At 70.8% G+C, this 15,552-nt stretch carries 14 protein-coding genes; 7 read left to right on the forward strand and 7 right to left on the reverse strand.

The window, feature by feature from the left end; genetic code table 11:
• Positions 1-152: 152 nt before the first annotated feature.
• Genes IM767_RS18980 through IM767_RS19000 form a run of 5 tightly spaced genes read right to left on the reverse strand, consistent with a single transcriptional unit; the run spans position 153 to position 4,988 of the window.
• A complete protein-coding gene (locus IM767_RS18980; RefSeq protein WP_239453058.1) occupies positions 153-1,424 on the reverse strand; it encodes an ABC transporter substrate-binding protein in 1,272 nt (423 codons plus the stop codon).
• Between the two features lie 43 nt (positions 1,425-1,467).
• A complete protein-coding gene (locus tag IM767_RS18985; RefSeq protein WP_239453060.1) occupies positions 1,468-2,628 on the reverse strand; it encodes a branched-chain amino acid ABC transporter permease in 1,161 nt (386 codons plus the stop codon).
• Positions 2,628-3,509 (reverse strand): branched-chain amino acid ABC transporter permease, encoded by an 882-nt coding sequence (locus tag IM767_RS18990; RefSeq protein WP_109208499.1) that lies wholly within the window; start codon positions 3,507-3,509, stop codon positions 2,628-2,630. Before IM767_RS18990 ends, IM767_RS18985 begins: the two co-directional genes overlap by 1 nt.
• 2 nt (positions 3,510-3,511) lie before the next feature.
• Positions 3,512-4,222: an ABC transporter ATP-binding protein gene (locus IM767_RS18995; protein WP_109208500.1), complete on the reverse strand. Its 711-nt coding sequence runs from the start codon at positions 4,220-4,222 to the stop codon at positions 3,512-3,514.
• Complete coding sequence (locus tag IM767_RS19000; protein WP_109208501.1) at positions 4,209-4,988, reverse strand: ABC transporter ATP-binding protein; 780 nt, start codon at positions 4,986-4,988, stop codon at positions 4,209-4,211. Before IM767_RS19000 ends, IM767_RS18995 begins: the two co-directional genes overlap by 14 nt.
• 263 nt (positions 4,989-5,251) lie before the next feature.
• Here IM767_RS19000 and IM767_RS19005 point away from each other — a divergent pair, with 263 nt between their 5' ends.
• From IM767_RS19005 to IM767_RS19020, 4 genes are all read left to right on the forward strand, one after another.
• Positions 5,252-6,631, forward strand: a complete 1,380-nt coding sequence (locus IM767_RS19005) for an aminomethyl transferase family protein (protein ID WP_194398948.1) — start codon at positions 5,252-5,254, stop codon at positions 6,629-6,631.
• Positions 6,632-6,646: 15 nt separating this feature from the next.
• Positions 6,647-7,543, forward strand: coding sequence for an IclR family transcriptional regulator (locus IM767_RS19010; protein WP_109208503.1), 897 nt, complete (start codon positions 6,647-6,649; stop codon positions 7,541-7,543).
• A 10-nt stretch (positions 7,544-7,553) separates the two neighbouring features.
• Positions 7,554-8,330: an NAD(P)-binding domain-containing protein gene (locus IM767_RS19015; RefSeq protein ID WP_109208504.1), complete on the forward strand. Its 777-nt coding sequence runs from the start codon at positions 7,554-7,556 to the stop codon at positions 8,328-8,330.
• Between the two features lie 158 nt (positions 8,331-8,488).
• Positions 8,489-10,123 carry a tannase/feruloyl esterase family alpha/beta hydrolase gene (locus tag IM767_RS19020; RefSeq protein ID WP_109208505.1) on the forward strand — a complete coding sequence of 545 codons (1,635 nt, stop codon included), beginning with the start codon at positions 8,489-8,491 and terminating at the stop codon, positions 10,121-10,123.
• A 268-nt stretch (positions 10,124-10,391) separates the two neighbouring features.
• Here IM767_RS19020 and IM767_RS19025 read toward each other — a convergent pair whose 3' ends face one another.
• Together IM767_RS19025 and ligM are read right to left on the reverse strand one after the other, a co-directional pair.
• Positions 10,392-11,240 (reverse strand): IclR family transcriptional regulator, encoded by an 849-nt coding sequence (locus IM767_RS19025; protein ID WP_109208506.1) that lies wholly within the window; start codon positions 11,238-11,240, stop codon positions 10,392-10,394.
• A 73-nt stretch (positions 11,241-11,313) separates the two neighbouring features.
• A complete protein-coding gene (ligM, locus tag IM767_RS19030) occupies positions 11,314-12,732 on the reverse strand; it encodes a vanillate/3-O-methylgallate O-demethylase (RefSeq protein WP_109208507.1) in 1,419 nt (472 codons plus the stop codon).
• A gap of 151 nt (positions 12,733-12,883) precedes the next feature.
• Here ligM and IM767_RS19035 point away from each other — a divergent pair, with 151 nt between their 5' ends.
• Genes IM767_RS19035 through IM767_RS19045 form a run of 3 tightly spaced genes read left to right on the forward strand, consistent with a single transcriptional unit; the run spans position 12,884 to position 15,546 of the window.
• Entirely contained in the window at positions 12,884-13,639 is a 756-nt protein-coding gene (locus IM767_RS19035) for a PIG-L deacetylase family protein (RefSeq protein WP_109208508.1), read from the forward strand.
• A gap of 58 nt (positions 13,640-13,697) precedes the next feature.
• Positions 13,698-14,417, forward strand: a complete 720-nt coding sequence (locus IM767_RS19040) for a 4-carboxy-4-hydroxy-2-oxoadipate aldolase/oxaloacetate decarboxylase (protein WP_109208509.1) — start codon at positions 13,698-13,700, stop codon at positions 14,415-14,417.
• Complete coding sequence (locus tag IM767_RS19045; RefSeq protein ID WP_109208510.1) at positions 14,404-15,546, forward strand: 4-oxalomesaconate tautomerase; 1,143 nt, start codon at positions 14,404-14,406, stop codon at positions 15,544-15,546. Before IM767_RS19040 ends, IM767_RS19045 begins: the two co-directional genes overlap by 14 nt.
• Positions 15,547-15,552: the final 6 nt, after the last annotated feature.

Raw genomic sequence — 15,552 nt, forward strand, 5'->3', positions numbered from 1 at the left:
ATTCGAACAACGCTATCGCCGCCACACGCTGCGGCTCAGACAATGAACTACGCGGATGCACAGAACTGCCCCCTGAAAATCGGAACTGGATTCTCCAGTCCAATTTCCAGGGAGCAGTTCATGCCTCCGCCCGCCCCTCCGCCGGGTTCAGGTCATTCGCCCCATGACTCGGCGGGTGCGTAGCCCTTGCCGTTGTACTTCTGCACCTGCACGGTCGAGACCGCGGGCTGGCCGTCCTCGGTCGTGTCGACGGTGGAGCCCTCGAGCATCAGCGGTGCCGTGAAGCCCGAGACGTCGCGCAGCGCCTCCATGAAGCTGTCGCGCGTCGGCTCGGTCATGCTGCCGAACACCTCCTCGAGGGTCGCGCCGACCTGGTACGACCAGACGCAGTGTGGGAACGCGGGCACGTCGGGGTAGTTCGCGTACTCCTTCAGCTGCTCGAGGAAGGCGGCGCCCTCCTCGCTCTCGGCGAAGGTCGGCGCGGCCGCCGACTGCGCGAAGGCGACCGTGTAGACGCCGGGGAACGCCGCGGCGCCGCCGGGCTCGAGGATCGCGCTCGGGCTGGACGTGTTCGACGGGAGGAACCACGAGGGCAGCCACCCGAGCTCCTGCGTCTTCTGCAGCGACGAGATCACGAGCGGCGTGATCGACATGGCGTTGAAGAACACGTCGGCGCCGGAGCCGGCGAGCTCGGTCAGCTGCGCGTCGACCGAGGTGTCGGTGGCCTCGTACGTGAGCTCCTTGACGACCTCGATGTTGTCGGCGCCCTCGATGGCCGTCATGAAGCCCTCGACGTAGCCCTCGCCGTAGTCGTCGTTCTGCGACAGGATCGCGACCTTGTGCTCCTCGGCGGAGCCCGCAAGCAGCTCGCCGAAGGCCTGGCCCTCGTTCTGGTAGATCGGCACGAAGCCGAGCTGCCACGGGCTCTCCTCCTGGTTGCTGAAGATCGGGTCGCCCGTCATGATGAGCGCCTGCGGCACCTCATCGGCGATCGCCGCCTCGCGCCACGCGCGGTTTGTCGGCGTGCCGAGGCCGGCGGTCATCGCGAACACGCTGCTCTTGAGCTGGTCGTAGTTCGCCTTGGCCTTCTGCGGGTCGTACTCGTCGTCGAGCGCCTCGATCTCGACCGTGCGGGTCTGGCCGTCGCCGAACTCCACGCCGCCGTCGGCGTTCTTCGCGCCGAAGTAGGCGGTGATGCCGGCGACGGTGCACGTGCCGGGTCCGGCGGTCGGGCCCGACAGCGGGGTCGTGATGCCGAGGGTGATCGAGTCGTCGGTGATGCCGGGGCTGGCCTCGGCGCCGCCGCCGTCGTCCGTGCTGTTCGGCGTGCCGCCGCCGCGCGCGCATCCGGCGGCGAGGACGGCGACGATGCCGATCCCCGCGACGACCGAGGCGACACGCATCTTCCTGCGGTTCATGCTCATGGGTCTTGCCTCTCTGTGTTGATCGGGATTGCGTCGATGGTGATCAGGGCTGGGTGGACGGGGGCGCAGGCGACGGCGGCGGTGTCGACGCCGGCGGGCCGGCCGCCGCGGGCGGGGCGGCCGCGGGTGCACCGAGAGCCTCGCCGACCGTGGAGGATCCCGAGACGGCGCCCGCGGCATCCGTCCGCTCTCCGCCGGCCGCAGCGCCTCCCGGCCCGGCCCCGCGCCCGGAGGCGCGCCGGCGCCACAGCCGCGGGAGCGAGACGAGCCCACCGGGGAGGATGAACAGGACGACGAGGAGGATCGCGCCCTGCAGCACCGCCGTGATGTTGGGGTCGATGATGTTCGTGATCTGCGGCACGAGGACGTACCAGATGCCGCCGAGGAGCGAGCCGACGATGCTTCCGGCACCGCCGATGACCATGGAGGCCAGGAGCTCGATCGAGTGTCCGAAGTGCAGCGTCTCGGGCGAGGTGTACTGGATCACGACCATGTAGAGGAAGCCGCTGACCCCGCCGATGAGCGACGCGATCGTGAACGCCAGCACCTTGTACCGGTAGGGCGAGACGCCCATGGACCCTGCCACGGCCTCGTTGCCCTTGACGATCGCGAACGCGCGGCCGTACTTGCCGCGCACGAGGTTGCGGGTGAGGAGGAAGGTGATGCCGCCGATCAGGATCACGATGTACAGCTGCCACTGGTCGTCGTACAGGCCCGTCCACTCCGGCGCGCTCGAGAAGCGGGCGGATGTGCCCTGCGATCCTCCGGTGAAGTCCGACAGCCGCTTGGCCAGCGGCAGGCCCACGAGCGGGAGCGCGATCGTCACCATGGCGATCGCGAGGCCGCCGAGGCGCGCTGCGGCGAGCGCGACGAGCAGCCCGAACACGGCCGGCAGCACGCAGGCGAAAAGGAAGACGAGCACGATGTTCCAGTCGGCGTTGACCCCGTAGGCGGTCGCGTACGCGCCGACGCCGACGAAGAAGATCTGGCCGAGCGAGACCTGCCCGGTGTAGCCCATCACGACGTTGAGGCCGAGCACCGCGACGGCGAAGACGCCGATGCGCGCGATCGTCTGGTTCGCGAACTCGGGGAGGATGAGCGGCACGACCAGGAGCAGCACGACGATGAGGCCGATCCCCGCCCACTTCACCCACGGGCGGGTGAGGAAGGGCGCCCGGTTCGAGGTCTCCGCCGTCGAGGCCATCACACCCGCACCACCGCTTTCCGGCCGAACAGGCCCTGAGGCCGCACGATGAGCACGACGAAGATGAGGATGAACGGCACGGCGATCTTGAGGTCGTGCCCGATGAAGGGGATGTAGACGGCGGCGAGGTTCTCGAGCACGCCGATGAGCCATGCCGCCACCACGACGCCGATGGGGCTGGAGAGGCCGCCGAGGATGCAGGCGGCCAGCGCGTAGACCAGCGCGGAGTCCATCATCCCCGGGGTGAGCGTGAGCTGCGGCGCGACCAGCACGCCGGCGACGGCGCCGAGCACCGCCGCCAGGCCCCAGCCCACCATGAGGTTGCGCCCGACGTTGATGCCCGAGAACGCCGCGGATCCGGGGTTGATCGCGACGGCTCGCAGCGCCAGGCCGAGCTTCGTGCCGAGGAACAGCGCCTGCAGCAGCAGCATGATCACGACGATCACAGCGATGGTGCCGAGCGACCGGACGCTGATGACGGCGCCGGCGAACTGGATGGTCTCCAGCGGGAAGAGCGACGGGAAGAGCCGGTTGTTGTAGGTCCAGAGCCACGCGCAGAGGCCCGTGATGAGCGTGAGCAGACCGATCGTGACGACGACGGCGGTGTCGGGGTCGCCGCGCTCGAACCGGCGGATGAGATAGCGCTCGATCAGGGCGCCGAGGAAGAACGAGGCGACCACCGCGATGAGGATCGCCAGCAGCAGCGGCACGCCGAAGCCGTTGAGAGCCCACGCGATGTACGCCGAGAGCACCGCCATGCCGCCCTGCGCGAAGTTGATGAGGCCCGTCGCCTGGTTCACGAGCACGATCGCCAGTGCCAGGGCGGCGTAGATCGAGCCGGTCGAGAGGCCGTCGATCACGAGCTGGATGAAGGTGCCCACCGTCAGCCTCCCAGGTACGCGCGGCGGATCTCGTCCATGCCCTTGAGCTCCGCCGTCGAGCCGGTGAGGACGTTGCGGCCGGTCTCGAGCACGGTCGCGCTGTCGACGAGGGTGAAGGCCAGGTTCGCGTTCTGCTCCACCACGACCATCGCGATGCCCGACTCGCTGCGGAGCCTTCCGATCGCCTGATACACGGTCTTTGCGGTGCTGGGGGCGAGGCCGAGGGATGCCTCGTCCAGCAGCATCAGCCGCGGCCGGGCCATGATGGCCCGCGCGATGGCGAGCATCTGCTGCTCGCCGCCGGACAGCGCCGACCCGTTGGAGCGGACACGGTCCGCGAGCTGCGGGAACAGGTCGAGGCAGTAGTCGATGTCGGAGCGGATCGCCTTCGCGTCCTTGCGCCGGTACGCGCCGACGCGCAGGTTCTCGCGCACCGTGAGGTCGGACAGCGTGCCCCGGCCCTCGGGGACGTGCGCGATGCCCAGCGCCGCCACCTGGTCGGGCCGGAGCCCGCGCAGCTCCTTGCCGTCGAAGCGGATGGTGCCCGTCGAGCGGACGGTGCCCGACACCGCCCGCAGCGTCGTCGTCTTGCCCGCGCCGTTGGCGCCGAGGATGCCGACCGCGCCGCCCTCGGGCACCGTGAGCGACACCCCTTCCAGGACCTGCACGCGCCCGTAGAAGGCGCGCACATCGGCGAGCTCAAGCAGCGTCATCGACGGCGTCCTTTCCGAGGTAGGCCTCGATGACGCGCGGGTCGGACTGGGCGTCGGCGGCCGAGCCCTCCATGAGCTTGCGCCCGTGGTCCAGGACCACCACGCGGTCGGTGAGGGCGGAGATGAGACCCATGTTGTGCTCGACGATCACGACGGTGATGTCGTCGTCGCGCACGCGGCGCACCGTCTCGATGAGCTGTTCGACCTCGCTGTGCGGAAGACCGGCAGCGGGCTCGTCCAGCAGCAGCAGCCGGGGCTTCATGAGGAGGGCGCGGCACAGTTCGATGCCCTTGTGCAGGCCGTGCGAGAGCTCGTCGGCCCGCATCTTCGCCGCCCAGCCGAGGCCGTGGCCGTCGAGCAGGTCGAGGGCCTCCCGGCGCAGCGCCTTCTCGGCGCGCACCGTGCGCGGCAGGCGCAGCGACCACTCCGCCGGGCCGCCGGGCAGGCGGCTGTGGGCGCCGAGCAGGACGTTCTCGAGGACGGTCTCGCGCAGCTGGAGCGCGGGGTGCTGGAACGTGCGCGCGAGCCCGTGCCGTGCGAGTGTCGCCGGCGGCGAGCCGAGAACCTCGTCGTCGTCGATGGCGATGGAGCCGGCACTCGGCCGGTAGTGACCGCTCACGCAGTTGAACAGCGAGGTCTTGCCGGCGCCGTTGGGTCCGACGAGGCCGAAGATCTGGCCGGGCTCGACGGTGAAGGTCACGTCTTCGAGCACCTTGACGCCGCCGAAGTGAAGGCTGACGTCGCGGACTGCGAGCCGAGCGCCCATGGCTCCACCTTTCGCGTCGTCGCGTCGTCGCGGTCGATCCCAGGGGACTCGAGTCCTCCCCTGGTTGGGAAACTACGGATTCACGGCGAGATTGTCAACGATTTTGGTGCGAAGTTCCGCGACCGTGACCTTGAGGTCGATCGTGCCGCGCGGAGGGGGCGGGTGCGGCATCCGTTTCCGATGAACGGAACTGCACCGCGACCGCCGGACGGCACGCTCCTACGCTGACCGCAGCCACCCCGAATCCCGAAGGAGGGTCGATGATGACCGACTCGAAGGCAGAGACGCTCGCGCAGGCGATCGAGCGCGCCGGCAGCCCCGTGGAGCTGCTGCGCAACCAGAACTGGCCGGCGTTCACGTTCCCCGTGGCACCCGAGTTCACCAACTGGCGCGATGAGCAGAGGGCCTGGAACACCACGGTCGCGCTCATGGACCAGTCGCACCACATGACCCAGCTGTTCCTCGACGGCGACGATCTGATCCCCCTCCTCGGCTCGATCTCGCCCAACACGTTCACGACGTTCCGGCCGGGCGTGGCCAAGCAGCTGATCTCGGTCAACAAGGACGGCTACCTGATCGGCGACGGCATCCTGTTCTACAACTCCGAGGGTCCGGAGGGCCTGGTGCTCATCGGGCACCACATCCTCATCGACTGGGTGCGGTTCAACGTCGAGAAGGCGCAGACAGACGGCAAGGACGTGCGCTACCGGCTCGAGGCCAACTCCCACATGCGGCAGGGACCGCCCACGTTCTACCGCTACGAGCTGCAGGGCCCCAAGGCGGACGTCGTCATGGAGAAGGTGTTCGGCGGGCCGGCACCCGAGATCAAGTTCTTCCACATCGGCGACGTCGAGATCGCCGGCCGGCCGGTCAAGGCGCTGCGGCACGGAATGGCCGGACAGCCAGGCTTCGAGTTCTACGGTCCGTGGCAAGACAACGAGATCGTGCTGGACGCCCTCATGGAGGCGGGCGAGGAGCACGGCATCCGCCGCGTCGGCGCGAAGGCGTACTCGTCGTCGCCGCTCGAGTCCGGATGGGTGCCCACGCCCTTCCCGGCCGTGTTCGACGAGGACTTCGCCGAGTACCGCGAATGGCTCCCCGCCGCCCGCATCGGGTCGGTGGGCGGATCGCTGTACTCGACCGACATCCACGACTACTACATGACGCCGTTCGACATCGGGCTCGGCCGCTCGGTGCGGTTCGACCACGACTTCCACGGCCGCGAGGCGCTCGAGAAGCACGCCGAGTCGCCACGCCGTCGCAAGGTCACGCTCATCTGGCACGCCGACGACGTCGCCGACGTCGTGCGCTCGCAGCTCGAGCCCGGCACGCCGGCGAAGTACCTCGACTTCCCGAAGGCGCGCTACGGGCTGTACCAGATGGACGAGATCCAGAAGGACGGCCGGCGGGTGGGGATCTCGACGGATGCCGGATACGTGGCGTACGACCAGCTCTACATGTCGCTGGCGACCCTGGACGCCGACATCGCCGACGGCGAAGAGGTCGAGGTGGTGTGGGGCGAGGACCCCATCTCCCGCAAGGACTCCGTCGAGGCGGAGCACCGGCAGGTGCGGATCCGGGCCACCGTCGCCCCAGCCCCGTACCATGACTACGCGCGGACGGTGTACCGCCAGAACGCCTGACGGCGGGAGGATGCCGTGGCACGAGGATCGGCCGGCGAGTCGGTGCTGCACCGGCACCTGCGCGTGCTCGAGAGCTTCGACGCGTGGCATCCGTTCCTCACGCTCACCGAGATCGCCGACGCCGCGGGGATCCCGCGCTCCAGCGCCCACCGCCTGATCGCGGAGCTCGAGCACGAGGGTCTTCTCGAGCGTCTGCCGGATCGCACGTACCGCCTCGGGGTGCGGCTGTGGGAGTTCGCCAGCCGCACGCCCGGCGCGGTCGGCCTGCGCGAGATCGCGCGCCCGTGGCTGGGCGCCGTGCACGAGCGCGTGCGGCAGCACACGCAGCTCGGCGTGCTGAGCGGGCGGGACGTGCTCTTCATCGATCGGATGTCGACCCGCGAGGCCGTCGTCAACGCCACGCTGATCGGCGGCCGCATCCCCCTGCACGCCTCGTCGAGCGGACTCGTGCTGCTCGCCCACGCCGACGGGTCGCTCGTGGCGGAGGTCGTCGCACGGGGGCTTCGGCCCTACACCGAGCGCACGATCCGCACCGGCGCCGAGCTGCGTGCCGTGCAGCGTCGCGTGCGCGACGACGGCTACGCCGTGACCGAGGGTGCGATCCACCCGGAGTCCCGCGGGATCGCCGTGCCGGTGACCGGCCCCGGCGGCACGGTCTACGCCGCGATCGGCGTGGTCGTGCACAACGACGGCGCGTCGCCGCACGCGTACGTCGAGCTGCTGCGACGCGCGGCCGCCGGGATCGCCCGCGACCTTGCGGTCGCGTACCGGCCCGATGTCGACGAGCGCACCCACGGCATCCGCTCGCTCGTGAGCGGATCGCGACGGTCGCTGGAGTACCTCGAGAGCCTCGACACCGATCCGCACGAGCCGGGTCCGGCCGCAGGCCTCCACCCCACGGCCGTGCTCTAGGGTGTCGGCCATGACGACGATCGCGGTCCTCGGGCTCGGCGAAGCCGGCCGCCGCTACGCGCGGGGGCTGGCGCGCGCGGGGGCCGAGGTCCGCGGTTTCGATCCCGCGCACGATCTCGGCGACCCGGACGTGCCCCAGTTCGCGACCATCGCCGACGCCCTCGCCGGTGCCGACGTGGCACTCAGCCTCGTGACCGGCCACGCCGCGGCATCCGTCGCCCGCGAGGCCCTCCCGCACGTCGCCGAGGGGGCCGTCTACGCCGACCTCAACACCGCCGCCCCCGAGCTCAAGCAGCGCATCGCGCGGCTGGCCGCCGATCGCGGGCTCGCGATGGCCGACGTCGCCGTGCTCGCGCCGGTGGTGCGCGCGGGGCATCGCACGCCGCTTCTGGCCAGTGGCCCGGGAGCCCACGCGTTCGCCGAGCGTGTGGGTCCGTTCGAGGTGCCGGTCGAGGTCGTCGACGGGGAGGCGGGCGAGGCAGCACGGCTGCGCTTGCTGCGGAGCGTGTTCATGAAGGGGCTCGCCGCGCTCGTGCTGGAGGGGCTCGGCGCCGCGCGAGCCGTCGGCGCCGAGGACTGGCTCCGCACGCAGATGGCGGAGGAGCTCGGCCCCGACGGCGCGGCGCTCGTCGACCGGCTCGTGGAGGGCTCCACGACGCACGCGGTGCGCCGCGAGCACGAGGTGCGCGCCGCCCTGGCGGCGCTCGAGGCGTCGGGCCAGCCCGCCGACATGACGCGCGCGACGCTCTCCTGGTTCGAGCGTCTTGTCGCCGAGCGCGACGCCTGACGCAGGGCGGAGAACCTACCCGCAATCACCCCGGTGCACAACGAGCAACGGCATTGGGCGGAAATCGCGTTGTGCCGCCGTGAAGCGGCTGACATCGTCGCGGCACACGCACACCGCCGACCCCAGGGCGGTGGCGACTCGGAACGCGAAGGAGCGTCATGAAGTCAACGTTCAGACGGCTGGTGGCGGTGTCGGTGGGCATCGTCGCCGCCGTCGCCCTCACCGCCGGGGCCACCTCGGCAGCGGCCGCCCCCGGCGGCGGCAAGGGCGGTCCCCACGCCGCCCCACCCATCCTCACCGCGGCCGGGTGCGCCGCACTGGCCGACCTCACCATCCCCGCGAAGGCGATCGACCTGCCGACGCAGGGAGCCGACATCGAGACGGCGGTGTGGGATGCTGCGGGCAGCTACTGCGCCGTCACCGGCTGGATCCGGGCGGTCACCGCACCGCAGGACATGCAGTTCCGGGTCAACCTCCCCGCCTCGTGGAACGGCCGCACGCTCCAGTTCGGCGGCGGCGGTTTCGACGGCTCGCTCGTCACGGCGACCGGCGCCTACACCGCGCAGCCGGCGGGCACGCCGACCGCGCTCTCGCAGGGCTGGGTGACGCTCGGCTCTGACGGCGGCCACCAGGGCGGACCGGGATTCGACGGCACCTTCCAGCTGGACGAGGAGCTGTTCCTCAACTACGGCCAGTGGTCGGTGAAGAAGGCCCACGACGCGGCGGCGGCGGTCATCGACGCCGCGTACGGCGTCGATGCGCAGTGGTCGTACTTCATCGGCGGGTCTCAGGGCGGGCACGAGGCGCTGGACGCCGCGGCGCGATACCCGAAGGACTACGACGGGATCGTCGCAAACTACCCGGCCTACAACGTCACGATGATGCACGTCGGCGCGGTGAACTTCCGCGACGCGCTGCAGCTCGAGGGCGGTGCCGGCCACCTGAACGCCGCCGAGACGGCGACGATCACGAACGCGGTCTACGCGGCCTGCGATGGTCTCGACGGCGCCGCCGACGGCATCGTGAGCGATGTGGCCGGCTGCGACGAGACGTTCGACATCCAGACGCTCGCCTGCCCCGCCGGCGTCGACCCGGCCACGGTCGACACCTGCCTGTCGGACGTCGAGATCGAAGCCGTCGTGAAGATCACGACCGACTACGACCTGGGCATCGAGATCGAGGGCAACTCGATCTTCGCCAAGAGCGCGCTGCTGCAGGGCGCGCTGTACCAGGGCTTCGCGGGCTTCGGTACCAGCGCACAGTCGCAAGGGCTGCAGTTCCAGGTGTTCTCGGCGACGATGCGGTACGGCGTCGCGGGAGACCCGCCCGGGTTCGACCCGTACACGGTCGACCCGCTCGACTACGCCGACCGGGTGCAGGAGGTGGGCGAGATCATGGATGTAACGGATGTCTCGCTCAACCAGTTCCGCGCGCACGGCGGCAAGGTCATCCTGACGCACGGCACCATCGACGACTTCATCACGCCGCACAACACGGTGCAGTACTGGGAGGCGCTCGAGTACGAGTTCGGCAAGCGCCTGGACCGGTTCGCGAAGTTCTACATGGTGCCCGGCTGGGGTCACGGACAGGGCCGCTTCGTCGCCCAGTACGACGCCCTGGGCGCCATCGTGAACTGGGTCGAGAACGGCGTCGCCCCGTCGGGTCTCGTCGCGAGCGACGGCAACGCCGGCGCAGACCGCACGCGGCCGATGTGCGAGTACCCGGCATGGCCGCAGTACACCGGCACGGGGTCGATCGACGACGCGAGCTCGTTCACCTGCGTGACGGTGTGACGGGCGACACCGCCCCCTGACGCACGCCCGGGGCCCCGGCATCCGCACGATGCCGGGGCCCCACCATGCCGGCGCAACTTCCCCACCAGATCGGCGCCTGTGCTCGGGTGTCACGACACGCCGTGACCCGGCTCGCGACGCAGCACTTCGTGACCCCTGAACCGGAAGCCCCTGTGCTCAGGTGTCACGACACGCCGTCACCCGGCTCGCGACGCAGCACTTCGTGACACCCGAACCAGGCGGGCGCGGCGCGGCACGCTGAGGGGCGTCAGCCCGCGGACCGCGCGTCCAGCGACGAGAAGTAGTCGAGCGAGCGCCGCGAGGTGCTGGCGAGGGTCCGCATGCCGTGGCCGCCCCGGGCGGCGCCGGCCTCCTCGAGCGCGCGGGCGATGCCCGCCGCTGCGACCGTGAGCAGCTCCACCGACGCCTGCGGCGACGTGCCGTCGTTGGGCACCACGACGCCCAGCGCCGCGTGCACGGCCCCGCGCGCGTCGAGCACCGGCACGGCGATCCCCCGCGACTCGCGGTGGATGTGCCCGTCGGTGACGGCGAACCCGTCGGCGCGCACCCGCCGCAGGCGCGCACGCAGCTCGTCGCCGGTGCGGATCGTCGCCGTCGTGTAGGCCGGCCATCCCGCTGCGATGACGTCGTCGACGACACCGGGCGAGGAATGGGCGAGCAGCACGAGACCGCTCGAGCTCACCGCCAGCGGCACGCGGCCACCGATGACGGTGGCATTGACGACCGCCTCGCGCGTCGACAGGCGCTCGATGAAGAGCACGTCACGGCCGCTCAGCACGCCCAGCTGCGTGTGCTGGCGCACGCGCGAGTGCACGGCCTCGAGCCACGGCCGGGCGAGCTCACGCAGGCCGATGGCGCCGGGCGTCCGCGACGCGAATTCCCACAGCCGGATGCCGAGCCGATACGAGCGGTCCGGCATCCGCTCGAGAAGCCCCTCGCGTTCGAGCTCCGACACGAGGCGGTGCGTGGTCGACACCGCCAGGCCCGTCGCCTCGACGATCTCGGTGAGGGTCAGGAACGGGCGCAGCACGTCGAAGGCCTGCAGCACCCGCAGGTGCTTGTGCAGGACGGACTCGCCGTCCGATCCGCGTGCCACGTCGCCCTCCCTCTTCCGGCCGCTCGGCTCGCCCTTGGCCTGTCAGCCCGCCCTGACCGCTGGGCGCTGCGTCTCAGGCCGCGCCGGCCGTGCGCCACCCTCCGTGGTACTCCTGGCGGGCGGTCTCGGCGTAGGGCACGGGGCTCACGACGGCGCGTACTTCGAGCTGCTCGTGCGGCTCGACCGTGGTCTTGCGCGACCCGCCGTCCGGCTCGCCCCACACCACGCGCACCTCGGCGCCGATGGGCACGTCGCGGTCGACGGTCGCCAGCGACAGCCCCCGCTTCTCGTTCGCGGTCACGCCGGTGAAGAGCGAGAGACCCACGGTGTTCCCGTCGGCGTCGATCACCGCGTCGTAGTTCGACGAGCCGTAGTTGGCGTTCGGCAGGTCGAAGAACTGGTAGCCCGGGCCCTCGCGGTCGATCACGCTGGTGAGGATGCGGCCGAGGTCCTCGTCGTTCCAGGCGAGCGTGACCTTCTTGCGCTGCGCCTCGGGGTCGAGCTGCTCGAGCGCGTCTCGGCCGATGAAGTCGTGGTCGAACTTCACGAACGAGCCGTAGCCGAGGTCCCACGGGTTCAGGTAGTAGTCCTCGATGTCGTCCGAGACGAACGACCCGGCGAGCGCGTTGATGGCCTCGTAGCTGTCGGCGGGCAGCCACTCCCGGTAGCGGCGCTCGATGTCGCCCCCGGTGTAGATCGCGGGCAGAGGCGAGGGGATCCAGCCGGACTCGAGCGTGTTGGACGAGTACGCCCGCGACCCGCACGGCTCGATGCCGAACTCGCGGCCGGCTTCGAGCACGGCGTCACGGATGCGGCCGTGCTCGGCGTAGGGTCCCCAGATCTCGAGGCCCGGCGCGCCGGCCATGCCGTGGCGGAGGGTGCGCACCTGCTGCCCGGCGATCTCGAGCTCGCCCATGTGGAAGAACCGCACCTGCTCGACCTCGCGGCCGGCGAGCTTCTCGATGATCGGCCACGCGTTCGGGCCCTGGATCTGGAACCGGTAGAACTCCCGCGTGACCGCCGCGCCGTACGGACGCGACGGCGAGCGGTCGTCGTAGCGCGTCTCGATGTCGTAGCCGCCGGTCTCGGCGTGGAACTGCAGCCAGTTCGCGCCGGGCGCGCGCCCGACGTAGACGTACTCGTCCTCCGCGAGGTGGAAAAGGATGCCGTCGCCGATCACGCCACCGGTCGACGACGTGGGCACGAACTGCTTGGCGGTGTTCACGGGGAAGTTCGTGAAGGAGTTGATGCCGGTATCGGACAGCAGCTTCAGCGCGTCGGGCCCGGTCATGAAGAAGTTGACCATGTGGTGGGTCTGGTCGTAGAGCACAGCGGTCTCGCGCCAGGCCTTCTGCTCGCGCCGCCAGTTCGTGAACTCGGCGGGGACCACCGGGTAGATGTAGGTGCCGAGCTGCGAGTCGCGGAGCATGTCGACGACGCTCCCCCGCTCGGCCGTCCGCTCGTCCAAGAGCTCCTGCAGATTGCTCGCCATTGCGCTGTCTCGACTTCCTCGTCCAGTGGTTCCTGCCGGTGACCTGACCGCGATGCTACGTGTCCGCTTTACCTACGTCCAAAGGTATTTGGTCGCCACGATTGTAGACAATTTGTTGACCATTTCGCCATAGGTGTGCTTCGCTGGCCCCATGACAGACACCGCCGACACGCTCCTCGTCGTCAGTGCCCACGCCGGTGATTTCGTGTGGCGTGCGGGCGGTGCGATCGCGTCCGCGACCCTCCGCGGCGAGCGTGCCGTGGTCGCGTGCCTGTCGTATGGAGAGCGCGGCGAGTCCGCCAGCCAGTGGCTCGAAGGCAAGGCGCTCGATGAGATCAAGCGTGTGCGGCGCGACGAGGCCGAGGCTGCGGCATCCGCTCTCGGCGCCGAGATCGAGTTCCTCGACCTCGGTGATTACCCGCTCGTCGAGTCGCGCGAAGCGGTCTCGCGGCTGGTGGACCTCTATCGGCGCGTGCAGCCCACGGTGGTGCTCACCCACACGCTGCGCGACCCCTACAACGGCGACCACCCGGCCGCGGCGCGCATGGCGCTCGACGCCCGAGTGCTGGCCCAGGCGATCGGCGTGGCCAACTCCGACGGGAGCTATCCGTCCAAGGACGACATCATCGGCGCGCCACCCGTGTTCTTCTTCGAGCCGCATCAGCCCGAGCAGTGCGACTTCACGCCGAACGTGCTGCTCGACATCACCGAGGCGTTCCCACGCAAGCGTGCGGCGATGGAGTGCCTGCCGGCGCAGAAGCACATGTGGTCGTACTACACCGACCTCGCGGTGCGCCGCGGCGTGCAGCTCAAGCGCAACGCCGGCCCGAACCTCGGCCTCGCCCACGAGACGATGGGCGAGGCGTACATGCGGTTCTTCCCGCAGGTCACCGGGGTGCTGTCGTGAGCGGTGCCGCCATTGCCGATGGCTCCGCGGCGATCGCAGGGCGAGGACGGATGCCGCGATGACGGGGCCCGTCGTCATCACCGACATCGCTCGGGCCGATCTCGCGACGGCCGACGCGCTCGCCGTGCGCGGCGTGGCCACGGTGCACGAGGCGATGGGCCGGACCGGACTCGTGGGTCCCGGCATCCGTCCCGTCCAGACCGGAGCGCGGGTCGCGGGGACGGCCGTCACGGTGCTCAGCTGGCCGGGCGACAACCTCATGATCCACGCGGCGATCGAGCAGTGCCGCGACGGCGATCTGCTGGTCGTCGCGACGACGTCGCCCTCGAGCGACGGCGCGTTCGGCGACCTCTTCGCCACCGCGCTCAAGGCCCGCGGCGTGCGCGGCCTCGTCACGACCACCGGCGTCCGCGACACCGCTGACCTGCGCGAGATGGGGTTTCCGGTGTGGTCGAGCGCCGTGCACGCGCAGGGCACGGTGAAGGCGACGCCCGGATCGGTCAACGTGCCGGTCGTGGTCGGCGGCGCGACGGTGCGTCCCGGTGACGTGGTGGTGGCCGACGACGACGGCGTGGTGGTGGTCGCCCGCGAGCGGGCTGCTGCCGTGCTGGCCGCCGCCGATGCGCGCGTCGCCAAGGAGGCGGCCGATCGCGAGGCTTACGGGTCGGGCGCCGAGCTGAGCCTCGACCGCAAGGGGCTGCGGCCGCTCCTGGCCGACCTCGGCGTCGAGTACCTGACGCAGGCCGAGTACGAGGCGCGCGGCGATGGCGGCTCCTGAACCCGGCCCCGACACGGCTGGCGTGGCGGCGGCTGCTGAACCCGGCCCGGCCGTGGCCGCGGCGGCGGTGCGCGACGGCATCCGCTGCATGCTCATGCGTGGCGGCACGTCCAAGGGCGCGTACTTCCTCGCGGCCGACCTTCCCGCCGACCCCCCGACGCGCGACGACCTGCTCCTGCGGATCATGGGCTCGCCCGATCCGCGCCAGATCGACGGCATCGGCGGAGCGCACCCGCTCACGAGCAAGGTCGCGATCGTGTCGCGCTCCACCGCCGACGGCATCGACGTCGATTACCTCTTCCTGCAGGTCGGCGTCGACACGGCCACGGTCGGCGACGCCCAGACGTGCGGCAACCTGCTTGCCGGCATCGGACCGTTCGCCGTCGAGCGAGGGCTCATCGCCGCCACCGGCGCACGCACGACGGTGCGCATCCGGCTCCTCAACACCGGCGACGTCGCGACCGCCGTGCTCGCCACGGCGGGCGGCCGCCCCGAGTACGACGGCGACGCGGCCATCGACGGCGTCCCGGGCACGGCATCCGCCATATCCCTCGAGGTCGGAGGCGGCGCAGACAAGCCGCTGCTGCCGACCGGGAGTCCCGCAGACGAGGTCGCCGGGCACACCGTCACCCTGATCGACAACGGCATGCCCGTGGTGCTGCTGCGCGCCGAGGAGTTCGGCGTGGACGGCACGGAGTCGCCCGCGACCCTCGAGGGCGACACCGACCTCGCCGCGGCCGTCGAGCAGGTGCGGCGCGCAGCCGGGCCGCTGATGGGGCTCGGCGACGTCGCCGATCAGACCGTGCCCAAGATGATCCTCCTCTCGCCGCCGCGCGACGGCGGGACGATCTCGACGCGCGCCTTCATCCCGGCACGCGTGCACACGGCGATGGGTGTTCTGATGGCGGCATCCGTCGCAGCCGCGCTGCGGATCCCGGGCGCCGTCGGCTCCGACCTCGCCGGCCCGCTCGACGACGACGACACCGCGATCGAGCACCCGAGCGGCACCTTCCCGTCGCGCGTGCGGGTCACACGCGATCCGGACGGCACGTGGCGCGCGACCTCGTTCTCGCTGCGCACGGCCCGCAAGCTCTTCGACGGCATGGTGTTCCCGAGACCGCGCCGATGATCCCCA

Origin of the sequence: Microbacterium ureisolvens, from assembly GCF_015278315.1 — a bacterium.
Taxonomy (GTDB): domain Bacteria; phylum Actinomycetota; class Actinomycetes; order Actinomycetales; family Microbacteriaceae; genus Microbacterium; species Microbacterium ureisolvens.

What these genes read in the sequence shown, in the direction of transcription:
- IM767_RS18980 (WP_239453058.1), bottom strand. Translation starts at nt 1,424, where the DNA reads ATGAGCATGAACCGCAGGAAGATGCGTGTCGCCTCGGTCGTCGCGGGG.
- IM767_RS18985 (WP_239453060.1), bottom strand. Translation starts at nt 2,628, where the DNA reads ATGGCCTCGACGGCGGAGACCTCGAACCGGGCGCCCTTCCTCACCCGC.
- IM767_RS18995 (WP_109208500.1), bottom strand. Translation starts at nt 4,222, where the DNA reads ATGACGCTGCTTGAGCTCGCCGATGTGCGCGCCTTCTACGGGCGCGTG.
- IM767_RS19000 (WP_109208501.1), bottom strand. Translation starts at nt 4,988, where the DNA reads ATGGGCGCTCGGCTCGCAGTCCGCGACGTCAGCCTTCACTTCGGCGGC.
- IM767_RS19005 (WP_194398948.1), top strand. Translation starts at nt 5,252, where the DNA reads ATGACCGACTCGAAGGCAGAGACGCTCGCGCAGGCGATCGAGCGCGCC.
- IM767_RS19015 (WP_109208504.1), top strand. Translation starts at nt 7,554, where the DNA reads ATGACGACGATCGCGGTCCTCGGGCTCGGCGAAGCCGGCCGCCGCTAC.
- IM767_RS19020 (WP_109208505.1), top strand. Translation starts at nt 8,489, where the DNA reads ATGAAGTCAACGTTCAGACGGCTGGTGGCGGTGTCGGTGGGCATCGTC.
- ligM (WP_109208507.1), bottom strand. Translation starts at nt 12,732, where the DNA reads ATGGCGAGCAATCTGCAGGAGCTCTTGGACGAGCGGACGGCCGAGCGG.
- IM767_RS19035 (WP_109208508.1), top strand. Translation starts at nt 12,884, where the DNA reads ATGACAGACACCGCCGACACGCTCCTCGTCGTCAGTGCCCACGCCGGT.
- IM767_RS19040 (WP_109208509.1), top strand. Translation starts at nt 13,698, where the DNA reads ATGACGGGGCCCGTCGTCATCACCGACATCGCTCGGGCCGATCTCGCG.
- IM767_RS19045 (WP_109208510.1), top strand. Translation starts at nt 14,404, where the DNA reads ATGGCGGCTCCTGAACCCGGCCCCGACACGGCTGGCGTGGCGGCGGCT.